Raw genomic sequence first — 19,695 nt, forward strand, 5'->3', positions numbered from 1 at the left:
TTAAAATCCGGGATTCTGTTTTACGGTTTCTTTATTACGGTTGATGGCATCCAATGGGATGGGGCGGAGTATTTTGTAATTGCCGTCATTGCCCACAAAGTCACTGACTTTGATGTTATCGTGATTATATGCGAAACATGCTTGTCCGTCATAAGTGCCATTGGCAACATATTGAATTAAGCGTCCGGTACGTTTCAAGTCCATCCAGCGGTGATATTCTCCTGCCAACTCACGTGCACGTTCGTCCAGAATAAAGTCGATGCCTTGTTCTCCGGTCACATCACTTTCCTGTACCGAGAGGTCATATCCGGCTTCCGTGGCACGTTCGCGCAGCTCGTTAATCTTAACCTTTGCCTTGTCGGGCTGATTCAGTTTTACATAAGCTTCTGCGGCTACCAGATAAGTTTCTCCCAGACGCGCTAAGATGATGTCATGCGTGCTGCCGGTCATAGAGAACGCGGAAGTGGGGTCGTCGAATTTTCTTATACAAGCCACTCCGTAATCATCCGTACACTTATCGGCGTATGCTGTCATATTGCCTTTTCTGTCCTCGCTCATCTCACTCATTTTGATGACAGTCGCATTCTGACGCAGAGTCGGATCTTCGTTCTTCCAAGCAGTGATGTCAGCATCCGACATCCAGCCGGGAGCATAGAAATACTTAATGGGAGAGGTTGTCGGAGCAGTGTAATAATCATAGTAGAATTTATGCAGTTCCAGCATGAATGTACCTTCATAACGCTTGTCACCTTTCGTAAAGAGATTGTGCAGATGAACGGTCGGCGCAAGGTAACCGGCGTTGTATTTGTTCTTTTCTTCGGCACCGCCTAAGTATACGCCGAATACCGATTGTTGCATATTACCGTCTTTGCTCAAGTCTTCCAACGTAGCGCTGCTGTACTGTACAGACCAGAAGATTTCATCGTTTTCTTCATTGTTAATGCTGAACACATCACTGAAAGCTATGGTCGGTTTTTCTCCGTTTATGGCTTTCTCGGCATATTGGGCTGCATTGGTAAAGTCATTGCTGTCTGCAAAAGTTTCATAACCTCTTGCCAGGTAAGTTTTGGCGAGGAAATGCATGGCGGCGCGTTTGTTGGCGCGTCCGAAGTTGTCTCCGGTAGCTTCCGAACGTTCCAGCAGTTGTGAGTCGTCGGACGACAGGTAAGCGAACTCATCTATAACGAACTGATAAACGTTTTCGGCGCTCTCGCGTGCATGGTTCATTACTGCGGATTCAAACATTGTTGTGTTTAAAGCTACCCCGCCGAAGTGCTGTACCAGTAAGTAATAATAGTAAGCTCTCAAGAAACGCGCTTCGTCTACATATTGCAGTCTTACAGAAGAATCTTCTGTCGATTCGCCATAATATATAACGGAATTCGCCAGTTGTATTCCTTTGTAGCATTCGGTATAAAACTCTTGCACGTCTTTGTCGGCGGAATTGTAAGACGAGCCATACAGACCGATGGCGTCCACACCTTGTTTACCGCCGGCAAACAAGTCCGTTCCTGCGCTGAATACCCAGGGAGCTCCGCCGTAGATGCTTCTTAAAGAAGAATATGTACTGTTCAACAGGCTGTTGAAACCGGTTTTGGTATTATAGAATTCATTTGAGGGAACATCCGATCTGTTATCTTGTTCCAAAAAGTCTGAGCAACTGCTTATGCTAAGCCCTAACAGGCAGGTTGCGATGTATATTGCTTTTTTCATCGTTATCAGGTATTAAAATTTTAAATTGACTCCAACTTGGTATGTGCGTGAACTCGGTCCGCCTGTTCCGTCATTTAAGGCGGCATCCGCCCATTCCGGATCAAAGCCCTTATAACTTGTAAAGGTAAACGGATTCAATACATTGACATACAAACGCAAATGGTCTACACCAATCTTGGACATCCAGCTTTTGGGGAATGTGTAACCCAAAGTGATGTTCTTGATTTTCACGAAAGAGTTGTCTACGTAAGAGTTACCTACATAAGTCGTCTGTTTGTCGGTACCCCAACCGATACCGCCGCCATAGTTGTTGTTGGCTGTATTGGTAGGATAAGGATATGCGCCCATGTGAGCTTCCGTAGTTAAGGTATAACCGCTTCCGTCGGCATTGAGCACGGGAGTGCCTGCGGGAATATAATAATCCATTTTCAGCTTGTTACGTCCGCGGTCTTTGTAGTTTGTGAATTCGGCCATGAACGGACTTTCTACCATACCGCCTTGTTTGGTATAGATGGAGAAAGAGAAGTCGAAGTTCTTATAGGTCATGTTTGAGGTAACGCTACCTGTCCATTTCGGTAATGCATGGCCTAAAACAACCAAGTCGTTTTCATCAATTACTCCGTAGCCCTCTTCACCGGGTTGCTGCTGGTCTTTCAGCTTCATTTCACCTTCGATGAACTTAGTCTTGATAGCGTCGTTTGTGGCATAAGCCCTTGCCTCTTCGGCAGTACAAACTCCGGCGTATTCATAGTCGTAGATAACGTCGATAGGCTGGCCGATGAACCATTTATTGGCTACTAAGTCTTCTTTGCCGCCGTTCAATTCCAATATTTCGTTTTTGTTCTTGGCAAAAGAGAAAGTAGTGCTCCAGTAGAAATCCTTGGTCTGTACGTTTACTGTGCTTAATGAGATTTCAACACCTGTATTCTTTACCTTACCTACGTTGTTCATCATGGCTCCTGTTGAAGAACCCAGTTCCAGCGGCGTTAATTGTTCCATTAGCAAGTCTCTTGAAACCTTGTTGTACCAGTCGATGCTACCGCTGATGCGATTGTTGAGGAATCCGAAGTCCAGACCGACGTTGATTTCCCTTGTCTTTTCCCAGGTCAGCAAAGTATTGGTAATACCGTTGATGCCGTATCCGTAGGCCGGTGCGCCACCGTAATTATACCAATATTTGGTTCCTGCCAGCGATTGTGTATCATAAGGTCCCACATTGGCGTTGTTACCGGTCAGACCGATACTTGCTCTTAACTTCAGGTTGCTGATCCATGAGAGTTCTTTCGCAAAGTCCTCTTCACTGATACGCCATGCCAATGCCATGGACGGGAAAGCGCCCCAACGGTTATCTTTCTGGAATTTGGAGCTTCCGTCCCAACGGCTGGATACGGTTGCCAAATAACGTCCTTTATAAGCATAGTTCAGGCGGAGCACATAGGAGAGCATGGTCAATTTCTCGTAATAACTGTCTGCATTGCTCAGGAAGCCGGCAGAACCTGTATTATACCAGTCTACATCGAAAGGCATATCGTTGGCGGTAATGGCATCCCCTTCTTTGGTTGCGCTATATACGCTGAACAATGCCAACGCGTTGATACTGTGGTCGCCGAATGTTTTGGTATAATTGGCTTGCGTATCCCAAGTATATGTAAAATAATCAACATTGGTGATAGTAGCCGTATTGTAAGGGTCGCCCGTGCTCGGGTTCTTGGAAGAGAACTGGCTGTCTGTATTCACACCATAGAATTCGCCTCGCTTGCTGCGGTTGTATGTAGGAGAGAATGTGGTTTTCAGAATAACTTCCTTGATAGGAGAGTACTGTAAGTACAAGTTACCCATAACATCGTAACTGCGTGTCTCGTCAGTGGAATTTGCTCTATCCACCAATGGGTTCAATGTAGAGGTGAAACCGCCGCCATCGGGGAATATCACTTCGTCTTTGGCCGGCTGGAGTATTAATTCTCCTTTATTTTCACCTTCCCAATAGTAAGGAACCCAGTACGGATTTGCACGGAAACCGGTAATAACCGAATTCTTGCTGCCGTAGTCTTTCAGAGAGGTAGAAAGGTTTACCAACGCGCCGATAGAGAAACGGTCGTTGATTTTGTGGTCTATCGCAGCCTTGACATTCCAACGTTCATAGGAGTCGTGCAGGATACCGTCGTCTTTCTGATAACCCAAACCGACGCGGTAAGAAAGATTCTTTGTATTACCGGCGATGTTGAGGTAATGGTTTTGCTGCTGACCGTCCGTGGTTATCAAATCCGGCCAGTCATAATAACCTTTGGTGGCATAAATATCTTTGATTTTGGCGCTGTTATTTCCCCAGAAAGCGCTCCAATCCGTATCTTTCATCTGATAAGTAGGATGTCCGAATTCGTCTGTGGACTTCAGGGTTGTATAACGTTGGAAACGATAGTTGGTCCATTCGTCGCCACTCATGAATTCCGGCATGTTGGCCACGGTTTTATAACCGTAATATCCGTCGTAAGTTACTTGAACCTTAGCTTCGTCCTTAATGCTCGTTCCGGCTTGCTTGGTTGTAATCATCACGACACCGTTTGTTGCGCGCGAACCATAGATAGCGGTAGAAGAAGCGTCTTTCAGGATGTCGATTTTTTCTATATCGGCAGGGTTCAGGAAGTTCATATTGTCGCACACCACTCCGTCGATAACGTACAGTGGTTCACCGCCGGCCATAGAACTCTTACCGCGGATAGAGATGTTGAATCCTTCACCGGCACGGCTTGAGCTTTGCGAAATGTCCACACCCGCAACCGAACCTTGCAAGGATTCCATAACGGAAGTGGTACCTTTAGCCATAATCTTATCGCTGTTTACACTTCCGACAGAACCGGTCACATCCGACTTCTTCTGTACACCGTAACCTACAACCACCACTTCATCCAATGCTTGCGCATCTTCTTTCAGCGTTACCTTGATATTGCTCTGGCTACCCACTGTAACGGTCTGTGTGATATAACCGATAAATGATACCTGGATTTTTGCGTTGGGCTGTACGCTAAGTTTAAAATTACCGTCGATGTCAGTAATTACACCGTTAGTAGTGCCTACTTCCAATACGTTTGCACCGATAATTGGTTCACCCGTACCGTCGATTACGGTACCTGAGATTTGGTGACCTTGTGCAAAAGCGACTAAACACAACATACTCAATGATAGAGTAGCTAATGCCCTTTTGGCAAGTCTTTTTAGATTCATAAGTTTGTTTTTTATAGTTATTAAATATAGTAAGGCTGACAACTGTAATGAGATGGTTTCATCCGTTATCGAACACAAAAATATGTGATACTCTGTGAACACCATAGTATTTTTTGGTATTCTTTGTGGAAAAATTAGTTTTTACCCCTGAATTTCTTTTGTGCATGACACCCCTTCTCCCTTCATGTCTTCCTATTCATCGGGGTTTGCGGGTGAACCCCTGTTTTGTGAACTTGAGTTGGGAAGTTGTTTGTTTCTTCATGCGAGCGGCACTACCGGATAGAAATTTCCATAGCGTCCGTGCTTCCGCACGAAGCCGGCGGGCACGAGTCGCTGTGAAAAACTGTTTGGATTTGTCCCTCTCATGGCAGCGGGATTTTGCCTTTTCAGTTCTTTGAAGATGTCGGCGGCGGAGAGGTGGATTACCTCTTCTTTTGAGTCCTCAGCCGTTGCGGGGCGGAAGCAACTGTGCAGCACTTCATCTGCCGGGTTGTGGTGTCGGAAGGCAAGGTTGTGTTCTTGGAGCTCCTGCTCTTCTTCGGCGGTAAACCAGTAGCGGGCTCCGTCTGCAAGCTCTTGTTTCAGTTGCGCATAGATTTGTTTATGTTCGATGTGGCTGCAATCAATTTTATCCTTTACCTCTACGCATAGGAAACGCCGGCTGCCCGTAGTGTCGGAAAGCAAGTCGAAGCGGTTGCTTGTGCCGATGAAAGAAGCGATGCGGGGGAGATTACGGAAGTTCTTTTGATATGCTTTGCAAAGATTTAAATCAGCCATTTGCATCAGGCTTTTGAGTAGCGGCATTTGCTTGGCGGAGTATTTGTCGAACTCATCAAGGTTTAGCAGTCCCATTTCCGACATTTTGCGGGTGACATTACTTCGTGACGTGAGCTCTATTTCGTCCGAATAGTAGCGGGACAGGCTGTCGGGCATCAGACTTTTGCAGAAGGTGGATTTCAGGCAACCCTGCCGGGAACTGACAAGCAGGGGAGCCACGCTGTTGGCATGTTTGCCTGTCCGTCCCGTCCATTGGGCTGCAAGAGCGAGCATCCATGTGTGGAAACCGCTTATCCAGAAGGGTTCGGACGATACGCGGTGTGCCAAATTGTCAATCCGGTCGATACCGTCCCAAGCGGGAAGTTGCTCAAAGTAGAGCAGGAAAGGATGATATTCCGGTACGTATTTGGAAAAAAGAAAGCGGCTGATATCTTTGTCCCAGCATAGGATGCCCCGGGCATGGGCTTCGAGACATAAGGAATTCAGTTCCCGTTTGCTGACAGGGAGGAACGCTTTGTCTGCAATTCCAATGGGGCGGTATTCTGTTTCCTCTGTCAGTCGGTTGTAACGGAAGGCATAGCCGGTTTGCAGGAAGTGGTTAACCTGTTCTGTCGGATTGCATTTCTTTATGCGGGACTGTCTCTTGCGTTTCTTGTTCCTTAATAAAAAGGAGATAAGTTTCATAATACATTTTTTCATCATACACGTTGTTTTTATTGATAGTTTCGTGCCGCGAAGTTACTATCGGGAAACAGCCTTTCGCAAGCCTTTTTCACACTATTATCGCTTGTGGCGTTGAACGTGCCAAGTCCTTGCATTATTGCGTTTTCAATGCGGGATAATTCGTTTTATCTTGTAGCGAAACAGGGTGTTGACAGTAGTCAACAGGTCTGTTTATAGCTGTCGGCGGTTCTGTTGACAATCGTCAACGGCTCTGTCGGCAGTTGCCGGCACCCATTTATTCTCGTAGGAAAAATAGATTATCTCATGGGAAAGCGCTAACTTTACACAATATAAATAAATACAGCACTATGGCAATTCATTTTGAATGGTACGAGAATCCGGTACCGCCGAACCAGCCGGACGAGAAAAAGCTCCATGCACGCATCACGTACAATGGAAAGATAGGAACGGACTATGTGAGGCGTAAAATTCAGGAGCGTTGCTCGCTGACGGAAACGGATGTAACGGCTGTACTCGATGCGCTGTCGCATGTATTGGGGCAGGAGCTGAGTGACGGTCGCCAAGTGCACCTGGACGGGATAGGTTATTTTCATCCTACGCTGAAATGTATAGAAGGGGTGACGGCGGAAACGAAACGCAAAAATACGAAAGTCCGTTTAAAAGGTATCAAGTTTCGTGCCGACCAAGCGTTGAAGAACGAAGTGGGAGCCGTGAAGCTTAAAAATATCAGGCACAACGGGCATTCCCGCAAACTATCGGATGTGGAAATAGATATGCGTTTGCGAACTTATTTTACCGAACATCAATTAATGACCCGTGCGGACTTCCAGCAGATTTGCGGATTTATGAAGTCGAAAGCGATGGAGCATATCCGCAGGCTGAGGGCGGAAGGGAAAATTCGGAATATCGGAATACCTACGCAACCGGTATATGTGCCCGTAGCGGGGTATTACGGGGTGAGCAGGGATAGGATTGTACGGCAGTGACGGTAATGGCGGACTTCACCCGCAAGGGTTGATGAACAGGGGATGTGAAGGGTGAAGGGGAAAATAAAAAGAGTTGCTTTATTATTATAAAGCAACTCTTTTTATTAGTAAGGATGGATGTTTATTCCGTCATTCTCCATTTGATTGCGCCTGCGTTTAGGCGACCTCCAAAGTTATAACTCTTGATGGTAAAGTCCCCTGCTGCGGGATTTTCAAATAAATCAGTTGACGTACCGTCAAAAGCTGTAACAGTTCCACTGAATTGATTGCCGGTTAGTTTAAAATCATTAGTAGTCCATACATTATCAAAGGTTTGTACACTATTACTTCGAATACCCTTAGCGGCACTTGCATCTTGAACCTTTGCAAAGATTGTATTGTTGATTATAATACCGTTGGTAGCACCATTATCTGTTGACTTAAAGTCTATAACATATTGCCCTGATGCCGGTATGTTATATATTGTACAATCCGTAATATTGATACTTGTACAATCTTTGTTTTCACTATAAAACAGGCCTCTATATCCGGTGCAGTCAAATGTGGTATTGTTATATTCTACTTCTCCGAATTTGCCGCTGTTATTATGAAGAACATAGTATTTGCTTGCCAAATTTTGCCCTTTGATGTAACATCCGTTAAATACAACTTTTTTAAATTCTATACTTGATGAGGATTGGATACGGACAATAGAATTCTTAAAGCCGATAATATCACAATCTTCAAAAGTAATATTGTCTACAACTGCTGCTGCGCTTTGATTGATAATGTATTCGTTAGTTTTGGCTGTACCTTCAGCATTAATGCCGTCAGCATTGAGCTCTACATTTTGGAATTTAATCAATGCGTTATTTTTAAGTGTTATTGTACTTATGGCTATTACCGGCTTTTTTTCTCCGGCAATTCCGAAGAATGTGTAGGAATAACCATCAGCTAATTCTAATGCTTCACCATATTTATTGGTTGTACCGGCCGGCATTGCTATCGTGATAGAAGTTCCTTCGCATTGGGCTGTGATTTCCGCAAGAAGTTCATTACTAAGATTCTCATCGGCCGTCATACGATATACAAGGTCTGCACTTGGAACTGCTGCAAAGGTTGTAAAACCGATTGTACCTCTTACAACATTGTCTTTATATATCTTGGCTGTATAATTGGTTTGTGCTTCCAACCCGTCAATGGTGATTGTACCATTGGTTACAGCTTCGTTATCGTTTGTCAAATCTTTGGTTACTTTTACTTCTTCACCTTTCAGAATTTCCAATTTGGTAACTTCTGCATTGGCAAGCCAATGTAAAACGACACTGTTCTCTGTGAGGTCAGCGGTAGAGATTTCTTCGAATATCTGCTCTGACTTGGTTTTGAAACTGTAATCGGAAAGATAACTCCATTTGGACTCGGGTGTATTGCCTGACATTGCTTTCACACGAAGATAGTATTTGGTTGAACTATCCAGACCTGTCATCGTATAAGGCGATTCTTTGATGGATTTGTCCTCACCGTATATGATGGAAGTAGCGGTACTTCCCATTTCGATGTCATTGTACAATGTGTCTTTACTAACTTCGATAAGATAGTACTCCGCACCTTTTACAGTCTTAAATTCCAAAGTGGCTTCTGTACCGATGTCTTCGGGAGTTACACCGCTGAGATCACAACTGAACAAACGGTTATGAGCGGCATCAACAGTCCAATCGTTGGCGTTGTCGCAACTGGTTGCGGCAATTGTTGTCAGGAGCAAGCAAGCTCCTGACAATATATTATGTATATATTTATAGATTTTCATATTCTATTGTTGTTTTAAGGCTTAAAAACCATACGAGTTATTCAATTTACCTTTAGAGTCACTGATAACGCTGCTTCCTAACGGTAAGAGGTGGCGATTGATAACAGTTTTATTCAAGCCGGAACTGATATTCTCGGTAAATACTTCCAGTTTGCTGTCATCTTTTCCCCAGAAATCGCTACTCTTTTTGTAGTCTCCGGTGTTGGCGGGAGTTGCATACCATTGTACGCTTGACATATCTATACTCTTCGGATCATCGTTTCGCATATTGTAATACAATTTTGCGGGTGCATTGGGTTTTACTACATTTATGTAGTTATCCAGCATTTCTTGTGTTTTGGATGACAACAGTCCCCAACGAATCAAATCGTATTTACGGACAGCTTCACCCGCTAACTCCCATGCACGTTCGTCTACAACGGCATCAAAGAAGTCTGCGGAAGAAATTCCGTTGACATAGGCTTGCGCATTGACTTGATCGGCGGTATCAAACGCACGGCAATGAACCTCCATTAAGGCATCACGGCCTGTTTTTCCGCAAGTGGCAGTACCGATAGCGTCGGGACCGAACAATTCGTTCATAACTTCGGCATACATCAACAGTACATCCGAATAACGCATTACTACCCAGTTGATGCCATATCCTTTCTTGGCACTGGCATTTTTGTTCTGCTTCAGCCATTCTTCGCTCATTTTGCGCACATCCCACTTGGCTACATACAGTTGGAAAGGTTTGTTACCTGCCATTTTTTCGATGTCCGGGGTATCTTTATCATTACCTTCAATGGTATAGTTGGCGCATGTAATGTCGCGACGCAGGTCTTTATGGTCGAATGACCAGAAGAATGGAGCTGTCAATTGTACTTTTGCACTTGAGTTACCATATCCCCAGCTTGCAGAGTTGGTATCTTTCGCGTTGAGGCGTACGCCAATAGTATATCCCATTTCACCGGATGTACCCAGTCCATGGGCAACTTCATAAAGGTTTTCGTAATATTGGTTGTCTAAGGTACGTTGATTGATTCTATACCATTCGTCTTCGAAAGAAGGGTTCAGCTTATGAGGACCGTCTTTGATGATTACGTCCAGATGAGTCAGCGCTAATTTGTAAAGTTCTTCTCTTTTGGCTGCATCGGGGCGTTGGGTAGGATAGGACGGATCACTGCCGGGCATGGTTTCGTATCCTTCTTTAGCTGTTTCGCGGATAGAGTAGCCGGCATAGGATAAGGCGATACGTGCCAACAGGCCGTGCGCAAATCCTTTAGTGGCGTGTTCTGTTGTATAGCCATCCATTCCTGCCCAAGGTAATGCGGCGGCAGCCGTTTCCAAATCGCTTAACAAGCGCTCATAGATAACATCGCGGTCTGTCTTTTCCAGATATAAGTTTGACCCGTCTTCTTTGGTCGGTTCAAACTTCATGGGAATATCGCCGTAGGTTTTGATTAAGTCATAATAAACCATCGCGCGAATGGTAAGCGCCTCGCCTTTATAGTGAAGTAATGTGTTGTAGTCAGAATTGTTCTTATCGGCCATAATAGGACTTTGGTCTACGGATTCAATCACAACGTTGGCGCCTTCTATGATTTTGAACATGGATTGCCAGTTATTGTCCAGGCGGCTCCATGTAGTAGAAGGATTATAGTTGGACGCGCCTCTGTCTTCTGCGTTGGTGAAGTCTTCCAATTTGGTGGCATCTACCAATTCGATGTCGCTGTTGGTGGAAAAGTTCAATGGCATACGGCAACCGTATGTATGGTCTAAAGTCAATCCGGCATACATATTGTTCATCACTTGTTGTATGTAGACTGGTTTTAGAGCCAAATCGCTTTGATCTATTTCAGAGGGTGATTTCTGGTCTAAGAAATCGGAACAGGATGTAATTCCCATTACCCCTAAACATATTAATATGGTCTGATATATTTTTTTCATAATTGTATCTTCTTATGTGATTAGAAAGTTAAGTTGATGCCACCTACGTATGAACGGCTCTTGGGATATGCGGCAAAGTCGATACCCGGAGTCATCGGAGTGCTGGTACAGCAGTCAACTTCGGGATCTGCGCCGGAGTAGCTTGTAAAGCAATACAAGTTGTAACCTGTTACGTATATGCGTAAGTTTTGAATGTTGAACTTGTTAATCCATTTCTTCGGAAGGGTATACCCTAAAGTAACGGTATTGATACGCAGGTAAGAACCGTTCTCCACTGCTTGGTCTATCAAGGGCATTTTGGTGATGGATACCGGGTTCCAGTTGGTAACTCCTGCATTGATTTCGTTCAGGCGTGAGACAATGGCTTCTTCTCCCATTTCCTTGATTGCGGACGAACTGAGCAGGTTACGGCCTGTTGACGGATCGATGGCCGTATAGCGGTTGCCATAGTTGTAGTTGCTGTTCAGATTCCAGTTGCGCTTAGTATCGTTATAGTAGCTTGAAGCCAATTTTGCGGCATTCACGATTTTGTTTCCGAAAGAGTAGTTGCAGAATACACCTAAATCGAATCCTTTGTAGTTACCATTGATGCCGAAACCACCGGTCCAGGGAGCGATTGTATTACCGAGACGCTGTTTAACGGGTTTGCCATCCTCGCCTACTTTAAGTTTGACTGCGCCGGGAGCGGCAACTCCTGTGATACTTGTACTGTTGGGCACACCTTCTTTCAGCGCATAAGTGCCTTTGCTTTGGTCGAATGTGAAATCGGAAGCTGTGTAAATGCCTTCTGTAACGTAGCCGTACACTTCACCCAAGCGTCCGCCTTCTTCGATAAGGAAATCATCGGTACTTGCAGCGCCGCTGCCGGCCCACTTACTGCTTTGCCACCATTTAGACGTTCCGTCTGAGTTCAGCTTGTCAATTTTACCGCGGTTATAAGAGATATTGAAGTTTACATTCAATCCGTAATCTTTATGGTCAAGTAAGGTGGCATCGAGTTGTAATTCAACACCTTTATTGGAAGTCTGCCCGAAATTCTTGTATTGGTAACTGTATCCGGAGCCTGCCGGGATGGTTGTCTTCATCAACAAGTCTTTGGTGGTGTTCCAATAGAAATCCAACGAACCGGAAAGGCGATTGTTCAGGAACCCGAAGTCAAGACCTAAGTTGCGTGATATGGTAGTCTCCCATTTCAGGTTAGGATTGGAAAGCGCATCACCCGGTTGTAAAATAATACTTGCCTGTTCATTAAAGTAAATGTTACTGCTGCTTGTGCCGCCTAACGAGTAAGTTGTGTACATGGCGCCACTCGGGATACGGTTGTTACCTGACGTACCAAGACTTAAACGGAGCTTTAAATTAGAAAGCCAGTCATGTGTACCCTGCATAAATGATTCATCGTAGACACGCCATGCAAATGCGCCTGAGGGGAAGTAGCCCCATTGGTTGCCTTTTGCAAATTTAGACGAACCGTCGGCACGCATTGTAAAGGTGAACAGGTATCTATCCATTAATGTATAGTTGATACGTCCGAAGTAAGAGTTTAAGTTGTCTTTAATTCCGATGTATGTTTTGGTGGGCAGAGAGGTACCATTACCTAAATTAGCCAACACTTCGCCGGGAGTTGCGGTACTTTCAAAATTAACGGCTGTAAGATAAGTACTGTTATCCTGGCTTGAAGATGTTTCCTGTCCGATCATTACGTTCAAGCGGTCTCTTTTATTGAACAGTGACTTGTTTTCGTAGGTTACGGTATTTGCGATACGCCAGTTTTTATTATTTACTTTACTGATATACGCTTGAGGAGCGCCATCGTATTTGTACTTGGAATTGACGGAAGCAATACTTCCCCATACTTGGTCGGTATTGTCAAACTTCCAGCCGTATCCGAACTCTGAACGGAAAGTTAATCCCTTGACAGGTTCCCAGTTTATGCCTCCATTGTAGTTCTGGCGGAAACGGGTTTGGCGTTTATAGGTGTCATTCAGACGTTGTAACGGGTCGTAACGTGTACTTGTGGCATTTTCGTCATCATCGGATGTGTCTACCACCTCGATGGGTGCATAGATGATGGAACGGGCTACCAACGAGTTGGATGCGCTTGTGTCATTATCTGAACCTCCGCTCAAGCCGTCAATCTTTTGGTGTGTCAGTCGGGCGTTGAAGTCAAAGCTCAGCCATTTGTTGATTTTAGTATTGATTTTTGCATTGATATTATTCTTGGAAAAGCCGGAGCCCTGCATGATACTTTTTTCATCGTTGCGGGAGTAGCTGATGTTGAACTTGGTATCTTTTGTACCGCCGCTTACACTTACATTGTATGCTTGCTGGTTACCGGTACGTCCCCAAAGCTCATCTTGCCAGTCAGTTCCCTTTATGGATTTGTAGATGTCCAAGTCTTGCCAGTCACCATAGCTGCAATCTTGTCCGCCAACTAATTCATATTGATATAATACATAATTGTATGGGTCCATTACATCAATGTGTTTTGCCATTTTACGGATACCGAATGATACGCCGGCGTTAACTTCTATCTTACCCTCTTTACCGGATTTTGTCGTAATGATGATTACACCGTTGGCTCCGCGGGCACCGTAAATGGCTGTGGAAGAAGCATCCTTCAAAACATCTACGGATTGGATGTCTGACGGAGCTATATCGCCAATGCTGGATACAGGGAAACCATCTACGATATATAAGGGGGAGTTGTCTTGTGACAAAGAACCGCCGCCGCGTACACGAATACGGATATCCGCATCCGGAGAACCTTCCGTTTGAGTAATTTGTACACCGGCCATCTTACCCTGTAATGCTTCCGATGCATTGGAAACAGGCACCGCCGACAGTTGTTTGGCGCTTACGGAAGCAACAGACCCGGTCAGGTCTTTTTTCTGTACTGTTCCATAACCGATAACTACTACTTCATCCAAAGCTTGTGAGTCATCATCCAATACTACATTGATTTTTGTCTGTCCTTTCAGAGCAATTTCTTGTGTTTTCATTCCCACATAAGAAATGACCAAAGTTGAATTGGCAGGTACACTTAAAGTGAAATTACCGTCAATATCGGTAATCGTACCATTACCGGTATTTCCTTTTTGTACTACAGAGGCACCGATAACGGTTTCTCCCGTCTTGTCTTTCACAGTACCTTTTACGGTTACATTCTGCGCCGATACACTGAGCGATATCATGGCTACTAATAAAAATAGTAGCGCTGTGCGCATGTTTTTCATTTTAGACATTCTTTGCATGTTCGTTTATTAAAAAGTGATTATTCTCTTAGTCGTGTGTTATACACACTGTTAATTCATCGGTGCAAATGTAGATTAATGTGAAAAGTCCTTTGTGGAATATTTGTTTTTAGGTACGTATTTTTTGTTCTCTGTAATGATTTGTGGTACTAAATCAGCTTGAGGTATGTTGCAGAGCAGAAAAAAGGAGAATACATCGTATTCTCCTTTACACTTAATGATTCATAGGCCGGGTGGAAAGCGTATATTTCTTTCCGACATCGGTAGTGATGTCGTAAATGTAAGTTTCTTTGTATTGAGGTATGGATAGCGGAGCATTGGCGGCGATTAGCGGCTTTCGTATCGGTTGCGGCTGAAGGAGCGGATTATTGCACGGTGCCTGTTCCACCGGTTCCAGTTTTTCTCCATTCAAATATAGGGGAGAGCCGGTACGTATGCGTAGGGTACCTCCGATGGTGGAGCATATGGTAGCTGTTTGCATTTGCCCCTTTTCCCATTTCATTTCTTCCAGCAGGAAACCGCCGCGACAGCGAATTCCTTTTATAACGCCACGCTCCCACACATCGGGCAACGCGGGCAGAAGATGGACAGCACCGTCGTGGCTCTGTACAAACATCTCGGTTATGCCGGCCGTACAGCCGAAGTTGCCGTCTATTTGGAAAGGCGGGTGAGCGTCGAACAGATTAGGATACGTACCACCGTTTTGTCCGCGTTCATCGGTGGTGGGGTGAAGCTGTTCGGTAATCAGTTTATAAGCATGATTGCCATCGAGCAGCCGTGCCCATAAGCAGACTTTCCATCCCATAGACCAACCGGTAGAGTGGTCGCCGCGGGCGGTCAGTGATGTCTTGGCGGCTTCAAAAAGGACAGGGGAGTGATAGGCGCTGATTTGACGGCCTGGATATAATCCCCATAGGTGGGATACATGTCGATGATGGTCTTGAGGATTGTCCCAGTCTTCCATCCATTCTTGCAGTTGCCCCCAGCGTCCTACCTGCATAGGGGCTAAATGGTTGGCTACGGTTTGCAGGCTGTCTGTGAAAGCTGTGTTTTCATTCATTAAGTTGGCGGCTTGAATGGTATTGTAAAACAGGTCGTAGACCATTTGATTGTCCATGGTGGTACCGGCGACAATTACAAAACCGCGCTTACCGTTAACAGACGGACTGTTTTCCGGTGAATAGGAAGGGGCTACCACCAGCCAGTTATTTTTAGGTTCGCGCACTAAAAAGTCCAGATAAAATTCGCAGGCGCCGCGCATAATCGGATAAACTTCCGCTAAATAATTCTTATCGCCGGAGAACAGGTACCGATCCCACAGGTGCTGGCAGAACCAAGCGTTACAAGTTGGCCAAACACCATATTTAGCGCCGTCTACGGCACCGGTGGTACGCCATATATCGGTGTTGTGATGCAAAGTCCATCCACGGCAGCTATACATGGAGGCGCTTTCGCGGCCTTGTATGGCCACTTCTTTTACCAATTGCAGGAACGGTTCGTGCATCTCGGACAGGGCGGTTGTTTCGGCCGGCCAATAATTCATCTCTACATTGATATCGGTGGTGTATTTTCCGTCCCAGGGAGCTCGTAACTGGTAGTTCCAAATACCTTGCAGGTTGGCGGCCTGTCCGCCGGGTTGCGAACTGCATATTAACAGGTAACGTCCGAATTGGAAGTACAAGGCGGCCATTTGCGGGTCGGTGACGGAGCTGAATTCCCTTACACGCCGGTCTGTCGGTTTCTTGATTTGGTCGTTGCTGCCTAAGTCCAGTGAAACACGGTTAAAGTATTGTTGATAGGCGGCAATGTGGGCTTCTTTCCTTTTCGTGTAGTTTTTACCGGCTTGTTTCATGTATTGCCGTGCTGCTTTCAATGCATCTCCCGACACGTCTTTATAGTTTATGAAGTTTGTACCGATAGATACATATAGAGTAACACTGTCGGCATTCTTGACTTGCAAAGTACTGTCCGAAGTTACTTTTAACGTACCTCCGTTATTGTCAATCCGGGTGAGTGCGGTGAATCGTATCTTTCCTTCAATACCCTCATGGTCGTTGGCTTTACCGTTTAGTTGCAGTTCTTTGCGGGGAGAAATACAAAATTCTGTATTTTCGGTATATGGTGTGGTATAATGTGCCGTGAAAGAAATACTTTTCTTCTTTGATGCTGTTAATTTGATAATGAGCAACCGGTCGGGAAAAGAGGTAAAGGCTTCCCGTATGTATGTAATGCCATTGGCTGTGAAACGGGTGGTAGCTATTGCCTTTTCAATATCCAAATCCCGATAAAAATCATCGTATTGATTGATTCCTTCAAAATCAAGATGCAGTGTACCGACAGTTTGATACGGCATTCCGTTGGCCGATTGTGAGCAGATAGCGGGGCCGCATAATTCTTGCGCTTCTTTATTTTTCCCCTCGAATATCAACCGGCGTATGCGGGGCAACGCTTCTTTAGCGTTGGGATTAGTATTGTTATGAGGAGAGCCGCCCCAAACGGTTTCTTCATTGAGTTGGAACCGTTCGTGTGCGGGATCGCCGAAAACCATCGCTCCTATGCGTCCGTTACCTAAGGGTAGGGCTTCTACCCATTGTTTGGCGGGTTTGTCATACCATAGCTTTAGGCTATTGTCGTGTGCCGTAATCTTACCACTGATACAGCAGAAGATAAAGATTAATATCAACCATTTTCTTGTCATTTCTTTTCTCTTTTATTATTTCATTGCAATATTAAGAAGCTTTTTCGCATTTTTAGGGGTATTTTTTGATAGAAAAACTAATGCATTTTTCCTTTTTGATGTAAAAATACGAATCAGAAACCAAAAATTGCATATTCAAGAAGCTCTTGTTGCCTATTTTTGCACAGATTACTGTAATATTATGATATAATGAAAAAGAAATTGTTTTTTTCTTTCTGTTTTCTCTTTTTCATAGGTGTAATATCCTGTTCGGATGATATTGCATCGGATAAGGAGGATGAAACGGAACAAGGAGCGGATAAAGAGGAGGGTAACGGAGAACCGACTACTCCTATAACTATGGAAGCGGTGGAATTTGCAGCTTTTCCGGGTGCCGAAGGGCATGGACGAAACGCCACCGGTGGACGCGGTGGGAAAGTGCATATTGTAACATCTCTTGCTGATGACGGCACAAAGGGTACTTTACGGTATGGTATTGAAAAGGTCTCAGGAGCTCGTACTATTGTATTTCAGGTATCGGGTATCATTCATTTAAAGAAAGAGTTGAAAATCAGAGAGGGTGATCTGACTATTGCCGGACAGACCGCACCGGGTGATGGCATTTGTTTGGCCGGCTGGCCTGTTTCTTTGGGAGATAATGTGGATAATGTGATAGTACGTTTTTTGCGTTTTCGCATGGGAGATAAGGAAAAAGGCATCAGTGCCGATGGAGCGGATGCTTTTGGAGGACGGTATGGTAAGAATATCATTATAGACCATTGTTCTATGAGCTGGTGTACGGATGAGTGTGTGTCTTTCTATAACAATGAGAACTTTACATTGCAGTGGTGCATCATTTCGGAAAGTCTCCGTTTGTCGGGACACACAAAAGGGCCTCATGGGTACGGTGGAATTTGGGGTGGAATGAAAGCGTCTTTTCATCATAATTTAATGGCAAATCACGATAGTCGTAATCCTCGTTTAGGACCGGGTACGAAATCTACTAAAGATAATGAGATTGTGGATATGCGCAACAATGTGATTTATAATTGGTGTGGAAACAGTTGTTATGGCGGTGAAGCTATGCATGTGAATATTGTGAACAACTATTATAAACCGGGACCGGCTACTCCTACCGGAACATCCAAACGTGGAAGGATTATAGCTATTGATAAGAAAATATCAGATTCTGATAAACAGAGTTATCCTGCCATATTCGATACTTGGGGGAATTTTTTTATCGATGGCAATGTGGTGGATGATGGCCGGATTAATGGCGAAGATGATTATCAGAGATGCGTACGAGCCACAAATGATAACTGGACTTATGGGGTTTATAACCAGTTTGACAAGAAATATACTATTACTGATGACGTTAAACAGAGACTGAAACGTACCGCACCGGTGGCTACTGAAACTGTGACAACTCACTCGGCCCGGGATGCTTTTGAACAGGTGTTGAAATATGCGGGTTGCTCTTTGTCAAGAGACACTTATGATAAACGCATCGTGGAAGAAGCTAATACCGGAGTCGCTAATTTTGAGGGACTGAATGAACATAACGGGCAAGGGAAGGTAGGCGATATTGATTGGAAAAGTACAGACTATCCTAAACCGGGAATTATCGATAGCCAGGAAGATTTGAGACCTGCCGATGCGGGAGCGGATTGGAGTGCTTGGCCTGTGTTGAAGCAGTCTGAGCTTGTACCTGCCGACACTGATAAGGATGGAATTCCGGATGAGTTTGAGAAAAAATACGGTCTGAATCCTGAAGATGCATCGGATGGTAATGATAAAACATTAGATCCGAATAAAAACTATACTAACCTGGAGATGTATATCAATAATCTTGTGCAGGATATTATTGACCGGCAAAATGAGAAAGGTGTAAGATAAGAATAGTAATATGCTAAGAATAAAAGCGGCCACTTCACAAAGGTGTGAGATGGCCGCTTTTATTTTGAAGGGTTTATTTCTTTATGATATCAATAATTTCTTTCGCACCGGTCACAATATAGTCGGGATTAAATTCCTCTAACTCAGTCCGTGGACGGAAACCCCAGGTAACCCCGCAGGAAGTTACTCCGGCATTGATTGCAGTCTGCATATCCACACCGGAATCTCCTACATAGAGCACGTCTTTTTTATCTACTTTGGCAATGGATAGAATATCTTCTACAATGGTGGGGTCGGGTTTTACGTTTACCCCTTCTCGCTGGCCGAATATGGCGACGAAATCTATTTTCGGAAAATAGTGGGCTATCAGTTTTTGAGTTGCAGCTTGATACTTATTGGATGCAACCGCAATTTGTAGCCCCTGTAACTGTAATTGTTCCAACAGTTCGGGAATGCCGGGATAGGGACGGCTCTTATCGGCATTGTGCCTATCGTAGTGAGGAACGAATTCCTTACGGACGCGGAGTACATTTTCCTCGCTCTTTTCGCCTTCGGGAAGAGCTCTTTCAAATAGTTTGTTAATTCCATTGCCTACCATAAAGTTATAGGCCGACTCCTCGTGCATGGGATAACCCAGTACGCTCAAGGCATGATTGGTGCTTTGCGCCAAATCGGCAATGGTGTTTAATAACGTTCCGTCTAAGTCAAATATAACAAGCTTCTTCATTGTTCTTTTCTTTTGGTTTTCGGCACAAAGATATAACAATTCGC

At 44.7% G+C, this 19,695-nt stretch carries 10 protein-coding genes; 2 read left to right on the forward strand and 8 right to left on the reverse strand.

Annotation, left to right across the window (positions count from 1 at the left end; genetic code table 11):
- From BUB52_RS01040 to BUB52_RS01050, 3 genes are all read right to left on the reverse strand, one after another.
- Positions 1-1,713 carry a RagB/SusD family nutrient uptake outer membrane protein gene (locus BUB52_RS01040; RefSeq protein ID WP_009123041.1) on the reverse strand — a complete coding sequence of 571 codons (1,713 nt, stop codon included), beginning with the start codon at positions 1,711-1,713 and terminating at the stop codon, positions 1-3.
- 12 nt (positions 1,714-1,725) lie between these two features.
- On the reverse strand, positions 1,726-4,884 hold the full coding sequence (locus tag BUB52_RS01045) for a SusC/RagA family TonB-linked outer membrane protein (RefSeq protein ID WP_229097161.1): 3,159 nt from the start codon (positions 4,882-4,884) through the stop codon (positions 1,726-1,728).
- Between the two features lie 309 nt (positions 4,885-5,193).
- Entirely contained in the window at positions 5,194-6,414 is a 1,221-nt protein-coding gene (locus tag BUB52_RS01050; RefSeq protein ID WP_009123043.1) for a VapE domain-containing protein, read from the reverse strand.
- A 329-nt stretch (positions 6,415-6,743) separates the two neighbouring features.
- Between BUB52_RS01050 and BUB52_RS01060 the strand changes: the two genes are divergently transcribed.
- The gene (locus BUB52_RS01060; protein ID WP_009123045.1) at positions 6,744-7,382 is read left to right on the forward strand and encodes an HU family DNA-binding protein; all 639 of its coding nucleotides are present in this window, start codon (positions 6,744-6,746) and stop codon (positions 7,380-7,382) included.
- Positions 7,383-7,503: 121 nt separating this feature from the next.
- Here the strand turns inward: BUB52_RS01060 and BUB52_RS01065 are convergent, their stop codons facing one another.
- The 4 genes from BUB52_RS01065 to BUB52_RS01080 form a co-directional block, all read right to left on the reverse strand.
- Positions 7,504-9,168: a DUF5123 domain-containing protein gene (locus BUB52_RS01065; RefSeq protein WP_009123046.1), complete on the reverse strand. Its 1,665-nt coding sequence runs from the start codon at positions 9,166-9,168 to the stop codon at positions 7,504-7,506.
- 21 nt (positions 9,169-9,189) lie between these two features.
- Positions 9,190-11,097, reverse strand: a complete 1,908-nt coding sequence (locus BUB52_RS01070) for a RagB/SusD family nutrient uptake outer membrane protein (RefSeq protein ID WP_009123047.1) — start codon at positions 11,095-11,097, stop codon at positions 9,190-9,192.
- Between the two features lie 20 nt (positions 11,098-11,117).
- Positions 11,118-14,351, reverse strand: coding sequence for a SusC/RagA family TonB-linked outer membrane protein (locus tag BUB52_RS01075; RefSeq protein WP_009123048.1), 3,234 nt, complete (start codon positions 14,349-14,351; stop codon positions 11,118-11,120).
- 214 nt (positions 14,352-14,565) lie between these two features.
- Positions 14,566-17,049, reverse strand: coding sequence for a glycoside hydrolase family 95 protein (locus BUB52_RS01080; RefSeq protein ID WP_009123049.1), 2,484 nt, complete (start codon positions 17,047-17,049; stop codon positions 14,566-14,568).
- 189 nt (positions 17,050-17,238) lie between these two features.
- Between BUB52_RS01080 and BUB52_RS01085 the strand changes: the two genes are divergently transcribed.
- The gene (locus BUB52_RS01085) at positions 17,239-18,924 is read left to right on the forward strand and encodes a pectate lyase family protein (RefSeq protein WP_009123050.1); all 1,686 of its coding nucleotides are present in this window, start codon (positions 17,239-17,241) and stop codon (positions 18,922-18,924) included.
- A 73-nt stretch (positions 18,925-18,997) separates the two neighbouring features.
- On the opposite strand, the gene BUB52_RS01090 is transcribed toward BUB52_RS01085, so the two are convergent.
- Complete coding sequence (locus BUB52_RS01090; RefSeq protein WP_009123051.1) at positions 18,998-19,651, reverse strand: HAD family hydrolase; 654 nt, start codon at positions 19,649-19,651, stop codon at positions 18,998-19,000.
- Positions 19,652-19,695 lie beyond the last annotated feature (44 nt).

Source organism: Bacteroides clarus YIT 12056 (genome assembly GCF_900129655.1).
GTDB classification, from domain to species: Bacteria; Bacteroidota; Bacteroidia; order Bacteroidales; family Bacteroidaceae; genus Bacteroides; species Bacteroides clarus.

Bases quoted from the DNA above. Each gene is read 5' to 3' on its own strand.
- BUB52_RS01040 (WP_009123041.1), bottom strand. From the start codon at position 1,713: ATGAAAAAAGCAATATACATCGCAACCTGCCTGTTAGGGCTTAGCATA.
- BUB52_RS01045 (WP_229097161.1), bottom strand. From the start codon at position 4,884: ATGTTGTGTTTAGTCGCTTTTGCACAAGGTCACCAAATCTCAGGTACC.
- BUB52_RS01050 (WP_009123043.1), bottom strand. From the start codon at position 6,414: ATGATGAAAAAATGTATTATGAAACTTATCTCCTTTTTATTAAGGAAC.
- BUB52_RS01060 (WP_009123045.1), top strand. From the start codon at position 6,744: ATGGCAATTCATTTTGAATGGTACGAGAATCCGGTACCGCCGAACCAG.
- BUB52_RS01065 (WP_009123046.1), bottom strand. From the start codon at position 9,168: ATGAAAATCTATAAATATATACATAATATATTGTCAGGAGCTTGCTTG.
- BUB52_RS01070 (WP_009123047.1), bottom strand. From the start codon at position 11,097: ATGAAAAAAATATATCAGACCATATTAATATGTTTAGGGGTAATGGGA.
- BUB52_RS01075 (WP_009123048.1), bottom strand. From the start codon at position 14,351: ATGCAAAGAATGTCTAAAATGAAAAACATGCGCACAGCGCTACTATTT.
- BUB52_RS01080 (WP_009123049.1), bottom strand. From the start codon at position 17,049: ATGACAAGAAAATGGTTGATATTAATCTTTATCTTCTGCTGTATCAGT.
- BUB52_RS01085 (WP_009123050.1), top strand. From the start codon at position 17,239: ATGAAAAAGAAATTGTTTTTTTCTTTCTGTTTTCTCTTTTTCATAGGT.
- BUB52_RS01090 (WP_009123051.1), bottom strand. From the start codon at position 19,651: ATGAAGAAGCTTGTTATATTTGACTTAGACGGAACGTTATTAAACACC.